The following is an 11681-nucleotide window of genomic DNA, read 5'->3' as shown; positions in this document are numbered from 1 at the left end:
CGCAAAGCCTCGACCCGACCTACGGGAATCACCCCGCCCGGCGTTCGAGGTAGTCCACCAGCCGCGCGAACGGGTCGATGCCCACCACGTTCGGCGCGTCGGCCACGAAGTTCGACAGCGCGTTCACGTCGTAGTAGACGATGCCGCCGTCGCGGTCGTCGGTCATGTACTCGATGCCGCCCACGTCGATGCCCGCGGCCTGCATGATCTTCTCGCACGCCGCGATCACCTCGGCCGGCGGCGTGTAGCCCTCCACCTTCATCCCCGTCCGCGGCGCGTCCACGGGGCAGGCGCCGCGGACCAGCTCCACGCCGTCGGCGCGCTGGCAGATGTCGGCCGGGCACAGGTTGAACGACTCGCCCGTCGTGTACACCTTGATCGCGTACAGGAACTTGCCGCCGAGCGTCTCCACCCGCGTGATGTGGCCGCCGCGGGCCGGCACGAACTCCTGCACCAGCGCCGTGTGATCCACCCCGAAGTCGAGCCGCCCGTCGGCCGCGGCCGCGGCCAGTGACAGCGGGGTGTCGTAGCGCACGATGCCGGCCCCGCTGCCGCCGACGTTCGCCTTCACCACCACCGGGAAGCGCAAGCCCTCCGCGGCTTCTACGGCGCGGCTGGCGTGGTTGATGACCCGCGCCTTCGGGTACGGCAGGCCGAGCCCCGTCAGCAGCGTCAGCTGCCGGGCCTTCGACGTTTCGACGGTGAACGCCTGCAACCCGTTCACGACCGGCAGGCCGACGCGCTCCAGGTGGGCGAGGTAGCCGAGGGTGAAGAACATCCCCTGCACGCCGCCGCGGAGGTACGCCGACGGGCTCATGCGGTTGAACAGCAGCGAGTACGGCGGCCGGCCGTCGGCGGGGTCGTACAGGTGCGCCCGCGGGTCGAGGCGGGCGTACGCGATGCCGCGGCGGTCGAGCTCGGCGAACAGCGGGCGGAACCAGTCCGGGTGCTCGTGGTAGATGGCGAACGGTCGCACGGCGGCCTCCGGGGGTGGGGTGTCAGAGTAGCCCCGGGCCGCGGCGCCGGCACCCGAGTTGCTTCCCCGTCGACCGGAGGAACTGCCATGCCCGCCGACACGCCCGCCCCCGCCGACCCGACCCGCCCGCGCGTCGCCGCCCTGGCGCTGCTCACGCTCGCCGGCGTCGCCGTGTGCGTCCTCATCGCCGTCCCGTTCCTGCCGGCGCTGGCGTGGGCCGTGGCGCTCGCCGTCATGGCGTACCCGCTGCACCGCCGGCTCGAAGCCGTCATCCCGTACCCGGGCGTCGCGGCGGGCGTCACCACCACGCTCGTCGTGGCCGCGGTCCTGGTGCCGGTCGCGCTCGTCGGCGGGCAGCTGGCGAGGGAGACGGCGTCGGCGGTGACGCGGGCCGAGGTGGCGGTCAACTCCGGGCGGCTCGACGAGATGGCGGAAACGGTGCCGAGCGGGCCGTGGGCGCTGGACTGGGTGCGGAACCATGTGGACGTCAACGACGAGGCGCGGAAGCTCGTGGGCCGGCTCGCCGGGGACGCGGCGCTGTTCGCGCAGGGCACGCTCGGGGCGGCCCTGCAAGGGCTGGTGTGCGTCTTCGTGCTGTACTACGCCCTCCGCGACCACCGCCGGCTCCTCGCCGCCGTCCGCGACACCCTGCCGATGACCCGCACCGAGAGTGACTACCTGTTCACCCGGGTGGACGACACGATCCACGCGACCGTGTACGCCACCGTGGTGGCGGCGCTGGCGCAGGCCGTGACCGGCGGGCTCGTGTTCTGGTGGGCCGGGCTGCCGAACGTCGTCGTGTGGGCGACGGTGATGTTCGTCCTCGGCGTGCTGCCGGTGGTGGGCGCGGTGCTGGTGTGGCTGCCGGCCGGCGTGCTGCTGCTGATGACCGACCGCGTCGGCCCCGCGGCGGCGGTGCTGGGCTGGGGGGTGCTGTGGTCGGGGCCGGTGGGGAATTGGCTGTACGCGTACCTGGCCGGCGGCCGGATGCGGCTCCACGCGGTGCCGGTGCTCGTGGCCTACGTCGGCGGGCTGGCCGTGTTCGGCGTCAGCGGCATGGTGCTGGGGCCGGTCGCCGTCGCGGTGACGCTCGGGCTCATCGACGTGTGGCACCGCCGGCTCCACCCGGAGGAGCGGGGGGAGCTGAGCCCCGCTGCGGCGCCCGTGCCGACGGCGCGGCTGGCGACCGCTTAATCGCGTTGCCGCTTGCGGCTTCGCGCTGGGCGACGCGAAGCCGCGAGCGGCGAAACCCAGCCGCCCTACTTCTTCTCCGCGACCGCGTCCTTGTAGTCGGGCGGGATCGTCTTCAGCTCGGCCAGCGTGTACGGGCCGCGCGTCTTCTCCTTCGCCCGCGCCGCCGCCACCGCCGCTACCGGGATCGTCGGGTTCGCGTCGTCGGCGTCGGCCTTGTGGCCGAACGAGTTCCGCACGAACGTCAGCACCGCGGCCACCTCGTAATCCTTCGCCGCCGGCGTCGCCCCCGGCGCGTGCCCGTACAGCGCCAGCCGCGCCAGCCGGGCCGGGCTCGCCTCCGCGCCGACCACCCACGCCGACCCCTTCAGCGGCGGCGCCTTCAACGCCGGGTCGCCCTCGCCCTCGGCCTTGTGGCACGCGGCGCACGTCAGCGCGTAGCGCGCCCGGCCGATCGCCACCAGCTCGGCCACCGTCTTCGGCTGCGGGTCGGCCGGCGGGTTGCCGGGGTCGCCCGGCAGGCCGGAGAACTTCCGCTCGTCGGTGTCGTACACGTCGCGGCGGAAGTCGGCCGACTCGCTGCCGGCGTAGTACCCGCCCCACATCAGCAGCGCGGCGAACACGACCATGACCCAGAACGGCACCGGCTCGAACCCGTCGCGCGGCTCGGCGTGCTCGCGCATCAGAATACCGTGCATCGACTGCACGCTGTCCTGGCCGCCGGCCCCGGGCTGGTCGTCCACCGGGTCGGCCCCGGGCGACAGCATCACCGGGTCGTTCATCGCCTGCATCACCGGCGCGTGCAGCGCCTGCACGGAGTCGACCGGCACCTCGGGCGTCGGCTCGGCTGGGGGTGTGGGGTTCATTCCTTGGCCTCCGGCAGCGGCGTCTCGGCCTTCCGCAGCTCCAGCAGGTACGCCACCAGGTTCTCGGCGTCGGCCGTCGGCACGACCTGGTGGCCCTCCTCCTCGCTGGTCAGCCACAGGCCCAACAGCCGCGACTTCCCCTCGGGCGTAGTCGTCTCGAAGCCGACGGACAGGTTCGGCTGCGCGGCGAGGATGGTGTCCCACTCGGCGTCGGTCGGCCGCCAGCGGTAGCCGGGGTTGACCGTCCACTCGCGGCCGAGCCGCAGCGCGTTCGGGGCGCGGGTGCCCTCGACCTTCTCCTTGCGGTAGAGGAAGGCGAACGACGGCATCGTGCTCCACGAGTTGAACGACCGGGCGTTGAACAGGTGCTGGTGCTGCCACGCCGCGGAGTAGCGGCTGCCGACGTTCGCCACGTCGGGGCCGGTGCGCATGGTGCCGAGGAACGGCGGCCGGTCGTTCAGGTAGTCGCGGGACACGTTGCGGCGCGAGCCCCACCCGCGGCGGATGTCGGCGCCGGTCTTCTCCTCGCCGTTCTCCCACCAGTTGCCGAACTTCTCGCTCCGCACCTGCTGGCTGTGGCAGTAAATGCACCCGTTGGCGGCGTACACGCCGGCCCCGGCGGCGGCCTTGTCGCTGTACGGCCGCGGGTAGGCGTCCTCGCCGGGCGCCGTGAACGGCTGCTGGCCGTTGAGCTGCTGGTACGGCAGGTACACGAGCCCGACCCAGCTCGACGCGAACGTGAGCATGGCGCCGACGAAGATCACCGTCCCGCGGTCCATGTCGCCTCCGGAACCGACCGGAGTTGATGATACGAGCCGCCCCCGGCCGCGACGTTCCCCCGCGCCCCGGCTACGATGGGCCTTGCACTCTTGGAGCCCCTCATGCGCTTCGGGTACTGGATGCCGGTGTTCGGCGGGTGGCTGCGGAACGTCGACGACGAGCGGATGGACGCCTCGTGGGCGTACAGCAAGCGGCTCGCGCAGCGGTCCGAGCAGATCGGCTTCGACCTGTCGCTGGTCGCCGAGCTGAACCTCAACGACATCAAGGGCGAGGCCGCCCCGTCGCTCGACGCCTGGAGCACCGCCGCGGCGCTCACCGCCGTCACCGACCGGCTCGAATACATGGTCGCGGTGCGGCCCACGTTCCACAACCCGGCGCTGCTCGCCAAGCAGGCCGCGAACATCGACCACATCGGCGGCGGCGGCCGGCTGTCGCTCAACGTCGTCAGCAGCTGGTGGAAGGACGAGGCGATCCAGTACGGCGTCGGCTTCGAGCAGCACGACGACCGCTACGCCCGCACCGCCGAGTGGCTCACCGTCGTGGACAACCTGTGGAAGCACGACGGCTACAGCTTCGAGGGCAAATATTACCGCGTGAAGGACACCATCCTTCAGCCGAAGCCGGCGAGCAAGCCGCGGCCGGTGATTTATGCCGGCGGCGAGAGCGAGACGGCGAAGGAGCTCATCGCCCGCACCTGCGACGCCTACGTGATGCACGGCGACCCGCCGGAGCGCGTGAAGGCGAAGATCGACGACATGGCCGCCCGCCGCGACCGGCTCGGGCTGCCGCCGATGCAGTACGGCGTCGCCGGGTACAGCATCGTGCGGGAGACGGAAGCCGAGGCGCAGACGGAACTGGCCCGCATCACCGACGTGAAGCAGAGCGCCGCCGGGTACCACAACTACCAGCAGTGGCTGGCCGGCACGCAGCTCGAACAGCGGGTGTCGCTGGAGGATTATTCGGTGAGCAACCGCGGCCTCCGCGCCGGGCTGGTCGGCACGCCGTCCCAGGTGGCCGACCGAGTGGCGGCGTTCGAGGCGGCGGGCGTGAACCTGCTGCTGTTGCAGTGCAGCCCGCAGCTCGAAGAGATGGAGCGCTTCGCGGACCGGGTGATCCGCGCGGTCCGCTGACGGCGGCCGGGCTCAACGCCGACGCGACAGGAGCCGGTACGGCCGGTCGAAGAAGCCGATCCGCGGTGGCTCGGCCTCCACCGGGGCGATCGGCCGCGGGTCGGGCGGCTCGTACGCGGTCGCGACCGGGGCCGGCACCTCCGGCCCGCTCAGCGGGGCCGGGGTGTACACGTACGCCCCGCCGGGGCCGGGCCACGCGGCCGGCGGCTTCGGCCGGCTGCTGCCGCGGCGGGCCGTCCCGGGGATCGGCGTCCACAGCCGGGGGGCACCCCACCCCCGGCCGGCCAGCGGCGGGTGCCGGTCGATGTAGGGGTTCCGCGACCGGTCGTAGAACAGGTCCTGGGCGTGAGTCGCCGCCGGCCGGGCGGTCGCCCCGTCCACCAGCCCGGCGTGCACCAGCGCCTCCACCACGATCTGCACGCACGTGTATTCCTTGCCCGGGCCGACCGGCTTGCCGGCGAACCGGGTGACCAGCGGCGCCCGCGACCGGACGAGCGAAATCTGGGCGGCGAACCGCTTCAGGTTGTACGCCCCGCCGTCGGCCTGGACGGCGAAATCGGTCAGCCGCCGGTCCTGCTCCTCGGTCAGCGGCGTCTGGCGCGGCCGGGCCCACACCCACCCGGCGTACAGGTTGATCGTGTACTCCAGCGGGGTGATTCGGGTGAACGGGGTGAAGCTGAACCCGGCCTCCAGCAGCCCCAGCCGGCCGTCCGGCATCCGGACCACCACGCCCGTGTGCCCGGGCTTCCCCGTCCGGGACAGCACGTAGAGCACGTCGAACAGCGGGTCGGGGTCGCTCAGGAGGAGCACGTCGCCGGGCTGGGGGCAGTACTTCTCGGCCGGGAGGCGCGGCACCATGTGCAGGTCGACCGCGGGCTGGTAGACGTATCCGTACGGGGCTTCGGCCGGGACGTAGATCGGGGGGTACGCCGCCGGCCCGGTCGGGTCGCGCCGGGCCCCGCCGAACACGTCCACCCCCGGGGCCAGGCCGAGTGTCAGGACCAGCGTCGGGAGCATCGACCCACCTTTTCGATTCGTCGGCCGGGGCCGGCGGCCCGGTCCCGCGGGCGGTTGGGGCGCGCACGCGGTCCAAGTATGCCATCCGGTCCGGTCCCGGTCCGGCCGTGTTCCGCAACCGGCAGACTCGCCGCGGGGCCCGCGTCCGACCCAGCCCGCACGACCGGCGCCACCGCCCCGACGGGACGACCCGTGCCGGCGCGCGGGCAGCGCGTCCCGGGTCGCTCGCGGTGGTTCAACGCCCCCGTCGCTTGCCCGCGCCGGCACGCCCGCGGACAATGGCAGTCCCCACGCCAGGGGCTTCCGATGGACGAGACCGGTGACTTCCCCCACGAGACGCCCGCGCCGGAACTGCGCGCGGCCGCCGTCGGGTGGTCCGGGGCCGACCTCGCCGACGTACTCCCCCGGGATCAGGCCCGGCGGTGGCGAGCGGGCGAGCGCGTTCCGGTGGAGGAATACCTCGCCGTGGTGCCGGCGCTCGCCGGGCAAGCGGACGTCATCCTCGACCTGATCGTGAATGAGGTTCTGCTCCGCGGGGAGGTCGGCGACCGCCCCGGGGTCGAGGAGTACCAGCGCCGCTTCCCGCTGCACTGGCTCGCCCTCCGGCCGCTGATCGCTCTCGACCCCGCCCCGGTCGCAAACGACCGCGCCGCCTCGGCCCCGGCCGAGCCGCCTCCGCCCGCCCGGATCGGCCGGTACCCGGTCGTCGCCGTCATCAGCCGGGGCGGGTTCGGGGTCGTCTACCGGGGGCGGGATGAGGCCCTCGCCCGCGAGGTGGCGATCAAGGTTCCCCACCCCCACCGCGGGACGTCCGCGGAGGACGCCCGCGCGTTCCTCGCCGAGGCCCAGGTCCTCGCCCAGCTCCACCACCCCGGGATCGTCCCGGTGTTCGACTTCGGCCAGACCGACGACGGCCGGTGTTACCTCGTGTCGAAGCTCGTCCCCGGCGGGTCGCTGGCCGACCGGCTCGCGGCGGGCCGCCCCGCGCCAGTCGAGGCGGCCGGGCTGGTGGCGGCCGCCGCCGAGGCCCTCCACCACGCCCACCGGACCGGCCTGGTCCACCGCGACGTCAAGCCCGGCAACATCCTCCTGGAGGCCGACGGCCGCCCGGTCGTCGCCGACTTCGGGCTGGCGCTGCGGGAGGAGGACTACGGCCGGGGGCCGAAGACCGCCGGGACGCCGGCGTACATGAGCCCCGAGCAGGCCCGCGGCGAGGGGCACCTGGTGGACGCCCGGACCGACGTGTACGGCCTCGGCGTCGTGCTGTACGAGTTGCTCACCGGCCGCCGGCCGTTTCGCGCCGCCGGCCTGTCGGAGATGCTCGAACTCGTCGCCCGGGGCGACCCGCGGCCGCCGCGGCAGGTGGACGACGCCGTCCCCCGGGAGCTGGACCGGGTCTGCGTGAAGGCGATGGCCCGGCGGGCGTCGGACCGGTACAGCACGGCCCTCGACCTGGCCGAGGACCTGCGCCAGTGGCTGGCCGCCGACCGGCCCGCCGCCGCGGCCCCGCCGCCCACGGTCTCGACCGCCGACGGGGCGGCCCGGCCCGCGGAGCCGGCGAGCTCCCGGCTGGCCGACCCGGTCGTCCCCCGCGGCCTGCGGTCGTTCGAGCCGGAGGACGCCGACTTCTTCCTCGACCTCCTCCCCGGGCCGCGGGGCCGCGGCGGGGTCCCCGAGAGCGTCCGGTTCTGGAAGGCGCAGCTGGAGGACACCGACGAGGGCCGGGCCTGCCGCGTCAGCCTGGTCTATGGCCCGAGCGGGTGCGGCAAGTCGTCGCTGGTGAAGGCCGGCCTCCTCCCGCGGCTGGCCGGGCACGTCGCCGCGGTGTACGTCGAGGCGACGGCCGACGACACCGAGGCCCGGCTGCTGACCGGCCTCCGCCGCCGCTGCCCGGGGCTGCCGGCGGGGATCACCCCGGCCGACGCGCTGGCCCGCCTCCGCCGCGGCCGCGACCTCCCGCCGGGAGGGAAGGTGGTCCTCGTGTTCGACCAATTCGAGCAGTGGCTCCACGCCCACCCGGGGGAGGCCGGCGCGGCCCTGACGGAGGCCCTGCGGCAGTGCGACGGGGTGCACGTCCAGGCGCTTCTGCTGGTGCGGGACGACTTCTGGATGGGGATCAGCCGGTTCATGCGCGAGCTGGAGGTCCCGCTGGTCGAGGGCCGCAACTGCGCCCCGGTGGACCTGTTCGACCCCCGGCACGCGCGGAAGGTGCTGGCCGCCCTCGGCCGGGCCTACGGGGCGCTCCCCCTCGGCGACCTCCCGGCCGCCCAGGCGCGGTTCCTCGAGCTGGCGGTCGAGGGGCTGGCGGAGGGGGGCAAGGTGGTGCCGGTGCGGCTGGCCCTGTTCGCCGAAATGGTGAAGGGGAAGGAGTGGACGCCGGCGACGTGGAAGGCGGTCGGCGGGGCCGGGGGCGTGGGCGTGGCGTTCCTGGAGGAGGCGTTCGGGGCGACCGCGCCGCCGCACCACCGGGCCCACCAGCGGGCGGCGCGGGCCGTCCTGGCCGAGCTGCTCCCGGCCGGCGGGTCCGACATCAAGGGGCCGATGCGGTCCCGCGCCGAGCTCCTGGCGGCGTCGGGGTACGCCGGCCGGCCGGCCGAGTTCGACGAACTCCTCCGCATCCTCGACGGCGGGCTGCGGCTGGTGACGGCGACCGACCACGACCCGGGCGCGGCGGCCCCCGCCGGGGCGGAGCCGGGGGAGCGGCGGTACTACCAGCTGACCCACGACTACCTCGTCCCGGCGCTGCGGGAGTGGCTGACCCGCAAGCGGCGGGAGACGCGGCGGGGGCGGGCCGAGCTCCGGCTGGAGGAGATGGCCGCGGCCTACGCCGCCCGCCCCGAGCGGCGGAACCTGCCGGGGTGGTGGGAGTGGGCGTACCTGCGGGTGGTCACCCGCAAGCGGCAGTGGGGGAAGCCGCAGCGGGTGATGATGCGGCGGGCGGCCCGCGCCCACGCCGTCCGGGCCGCCGTGGTCCTCGCCGCGTCCGCCCTACTGGGGCTGGCCGGCTGGGAGTATCACGTCCGGTCGCGGGCCGCCGACCTCCGCGACCGCCTCCTGACCGCCGTGACGGCGGACGTGCCGGCCGTCGTCGCCGAGATGGCCCCGTACCGCCGCCGCCTCGACCCGCTGTTACGGCAGGCCGAGGTCGAGGCGCGGGAGGCGGGCGAATCCCGCAAGGAGCTGCACGCGGCGCTCGCCCTTCTGCCGTCGGAGCCGGACCGGGCGGACGACCTCTTCGCCAAGCTGCTCCGCGCCCGGCCCGACGAGTTCGCCGCCATCCGGCAGTCGCTCGCGCCCCACGCGGACCAGTTGACGGCCCGGCTCTGGGCCGAGTTGGCGTCCGACCGCGACCCGGAGCGGCGGTTCCGCGCCGCCGCGGCGCTGGCCGCGTACGCGCCGGACGACCCGCGGTGGGTGGCCGCGGCCCCGTTCGTCGCCGCACGGCTGACGGGCGAGTCGGGGCTCGCGGTGACCGACTGGGCGGCGGCGGTGCGCCCCGCCGGCCGCCACCTCCTCGCGCCGCTGGCCGCCGCGCTCCAGGACGAGAAGGCCGGCCCCGCCCGCCGGCGGACCGCGATCGAGTTGTTCCGCGCGTTCGGCACCACCGCCGACATCGCCAGCCTGGAAGCCGGGCTGGGCGACGGTCCGCCGGCGGACGCGGACGCGGCCCGTCGGCGGGCGAACCTCGCGGGGGCGCTGGTGGTTCTCGGCCGCCCCGACCGGGTGTGGCCGCTCCTCAGCCGGGCCGACGACAACACCCTCCGCGGCTACCTGATCGAGCGCCTCGCCCCCGGCGGGGCCGCCGCCGGGGTGATCGAGTCGCGGCTGCGGGAGGAGCAGGACGTGTACGTCCGCCGGGCGCTGATCCAGGCGCTGGGCGGGTTCGAGGCGGGGTCGCAGTCGGCGGAGCGGCTGCTGCTCGACCTGTACGCGACCGACCCCGACCCGGGCGTCCACTCGTCGGCCGAGTGGGCTCTGCGGCAGTGGAAGCGGCCCCCGCCCGCGCCGGCCGCGCCGCGGGGCCGGTGGCTGCTCACCCCGGAGGGCCAGACGCTGGCGGTGATCGAGCCGGGCCGGTTGCGACTACAGGTTCAAGTGGGCAAGAAGGAGGAGCGGCAGGAACTTGTGGTCGATCACGCCTTCGCGATTGGAACGAAGGAGGTCACGGTCGCCGAGTTCCAGGCGTTTCAGGCCGCCAACCCGGGGTACGTGTTCAACGGACCGGCAGGACCGGACACGAAGCGCCCGGTAGGCGGGGTGTCGTGGTATACCGCCGCCGCGTACTGCAACTGGCTCAGCAAAGGGGAGAACATCCCCCCGTCCGACTGGTGTTATCAGCCGAACGCGGACGGGGAGTACGGCCCCGGCATGGCGGTGGCCCGCGACTACCTCCGGCGGCGGGGTTACCGGCTGCCGACGGTGGCCGAATGGCGTTTCGCCGCGGCCGCCGGGGCGGCGACGCCCTGGCCGTGCGGCGACCAGGGCCTCGTCCCCGGGTACGCTTGGTTCCTCCCCACCTCGGAGCCCAACGGCGTCGCCCGGGCCTGGCCCGTCGGATCGCTCAAGCCAAACGACGCGGGGCTGTTCGACACTCTTGGAAACGTGGCCGAGTGGTGCCAGGACGAAACTGTGCCGGCGAAGGGCCCGGAGCCGGTTGGCGAGTTCGTACCGGTACGCCGGGCGCTCTCCCGCGCGGTGATTGGGGGCTACTACAACCAGAGGCCAACGTCCCCGGCCGCAACCGGCTTCTTACCGGACCGAGCCGACCCTTTTTTCGGCTTTCGCCCCATCCGGACCGTCCCCTGACCGTGGCGACGAGACCGGTTGTGCGGGTTGTACCGATTGGGCGAGCACGCCCATTTGTGGAATGAACGCGGACGGGAACATCGGGGGAGGCGCAAGCACACGAGAGTGTATGTTGGACTGTCAAGGTGGCGGGTTTATTCCGATTCTCGTAGCCCGGAGCGATCCATGTGCCCGACGCGGATTCGCATCGCCCTCCTCGCATTCGGTCTGGCCGCCCTCAGTGTGGCTGGCCTCCCCGCCCTCGCCGGCGCGCAGGCGAGCGATTCCCCCGAAGGGGGTGCTCCTGACGCGGTCCAGAAGGGCGTGCCGAAAAAGGACCCCAAATACTACCTCTGGAAGTACCAAGGCCCCACCGACAAGTGGAAAAAAGTTAAGGATAAGCAGGGCAAGGAGGTGGAAGACAAATCCCACAAGGCGCTACACTATACCGGCAAGTCGAACCAAGGCTGGCGGCTCGTCCATCCCCAGTATTGGAACGAGGCTGCGACGCTCCGGACAGCCACCGACCTCGTTATATACACGATCACGCTCGACGGCGGGTCTCCTCCCAACCCGAACTCGACCGACCCGGGGCAACTCAATTTCTGCCTCTACCACTGCGAGGACAAATGGGTCTACAAGGATACGAACCCTAGCTTCCAGTGCCTCTACGACTCCCCGCTGAATGCGAACTGTATCGAATTCCGCGACTGTAAAGAGGCGTGTGGGCTCCGCACCCGAAAGGACGCGATGTACTTCACCGTTTGCAAGGACGGCGAAGACTTGTACAACGGTCGGAAGTGCTGTGAGCCGGAACCTGTCATGGACCGGGTTTCACTCCCAGTCTGCTACCCTGTCCCCGTCGAGAAGCACCACTGCTCGCTGTTCGACCGGATCCGCTCGCGGCGCATCTGCCGGTAGCCCCCCGCGCGGGGG

At 73.4% G+C, this 11681-nt stretch carries 8 protein-coding genes; 4 read left to right on the top strand and 4 right to left on the bottom strand.

The features are described from left to right. Positions 1-28: 28 nt before the first annotated feature. Positions 29-976: an ATP-grasp domain-containing protein gene (locus tag ETAA1_RS00800; RefSeq protein ID WP_145233435.1), complete on the bottom strand. Its 948-nt coding sequence runs from the start codon at positions 974-976 to the stop codon at positions 29-31. A gap of 87 nt (positions 977-1063) precedes the next feature. On the opposite strand from ETAA1_RS00800, the gene ETAA1_RS00795 reads away from it, so the two are divergent. Beyond that, positions 1064-2170, top strand: a complete 1107-nt coding sequence (locus tag ETAA1_RS00795) for an AI-2E family transporter (RefSeq protein WP_145233433.1) — start codon at positions 1064-1066, stop codon at positions 2168-2170. Between the two features lie 65 nt (positions 2171-2235). On the opposite strand, the gene ETAA1_RS00790 is transcribed toward ETAA1_RS00795, so the two are convergent. Together ETAA1_RS00790 and ETAA1_RS00785 are read right to left on the bottom strand one after the other, a co-directional pair. Further along, a complete protein-coding gene (locus ETAA1_RS00790) occupies positions 2236-3033 on the bottom strand; it encodes a c-type cytochrome (RefSeq protein WP_145233431.1) in 798 nt (265 codons plus the stop codon). Further along, positions 3030-3812, bottom strand: a complete 783-nt coding sequence (locus tag ETAA1_RS00785) for a cbb3-type cytochrome c oxidase subunit II (RefSeq protein WP_145233429.1) — start codon at positions 3810-3812, stop codon at positions 3030-3032. The genes ETAA1_RS00790 and ETAA1_RS00785 overlap by 4 nt, the downstream gene beginning before the upstream one ends. A 102-nt stretch (positions 3813-3914) precedes the next feature. Between ETAA1_RS00785 and ETAA1_RS00780 the strand changes: the two genes are divergently transcribed. After that, positions 3915-4943: an LLM class flavin-dependent oxidoreductase gene (locus ETAA1_RS00780; RefSeq protein WP_145233427.1), complete on the top strand. Its 1029-nt coding sequence runs from the start codon at positions 3915-3917 to the stop codon at positions 4941-4943. A 12-nt stretch (positions 4944-4955) separates the two neighbouring features. Here the strand turns inward: ETAA1_RS00780 and ETAA1_RS00775 are convergent, their stop codons facing one another. After that, a complete protein-coding gene (locus tag ETAA1_RS00775; protein WP_145233425.1) occupies positions 4956-5960 on the bottom strand; it encodes a hypothetical protein in 1005 nt (334 codons plus the stop codon). A gap of 306 nt (positions 5961-6266) precedes the next feature. Between ETAA1_RS00775 and ETAA1_RS00770 the strand changes: the two genes are divergently transcribed. Further along, complete coding sequence (locus tag ETAA1_RS00770; protein WP_145233424.1) at positions 6267-10766, top strand: bifunctional serine/threonine-protein kinase/formylglycine-generating enzyme family protein; 4500 nt, start codon at positions 6267-6269, stop codon at positions 10764-10766. A gap of 165 nt (positions 10767-10931) precedes the next feature. Continuing rightward, on the top strand, positions 10932-11666 hold the full coding sequence (locus ETAA1_RS00765; RefSeq protein ID WP_145233422.1) for a hypothetical protein: 735 nt from the start codon (positions 10932-10934) through the stop codon (positions 11664-11666). Positions 11667-11681 lie beyond the last annotated feature (15 nt).

This window comes from Urbifossiella limnaea, from assembly GCF_007747215.1.
Classification (GTDB): domain Bacteria; phylum Planctomycetota; class Planctomycetia; order Gemmatales; family Gemmataceae; genus Urbifossiella; species Urbifossiella limnaea.
Note: the sequence above shows the minus strand (reverse complement) of the source record. Positions and strands in the feature narration are given on the sequence as shown.

Coding starts and splice junctions, on each gene's coding strand:
- ETAA1_RS00795 (WP_145233433.1), top strand. CDS start 1,064: ATGCCCGCCGACACGCCCGCCCCCGCCGACCCGACCCGCCCGCGCGTC.
- ETAA1_RS00790 (WP_145233431.1), bottom strand. CDS start 3,033: ATGAACCCCACACCCCCAGCCGAGCCGACGCCCGAGGTGCCGGTCGAC.
- ETAA1_RS00785 (WP_145233429.1), bottom strand. CDS start 3,812: ATGGACCGCGGGACGGTGATCTTCGTCGGCGCCATGCTCACGTTCGCG.
- ETAA1_RS00780 (WP_145233427.1), top strand. CDS start 3,915: ATGCGCTTCGGGTACTGGATGCCGGTGTTCGGCGGGTGGCTGCGGAAC.
- ETAA1_RS00775 (WP_145233425.1), bottom strand. CDS start 5,960: ATGCTCCCGACGCTGGTCCTGACACTCGGCCTGGCCCCGGGGGTGGAC.
- ETAA1_RS00770 (WP_145233424.1), top strand. CDS start 6,267: ATGGACGAGACCGGTGACTTCCCCCACGAGACGCCCGCGCCGGAACTG.
- ETAA1_RS00765 (WP_145233422.1), top strand. CDS start 10,932: ATGTGCCCGACGCGGATTCGCATCGCCCTCCTCGCATTCGGTCTGGCC.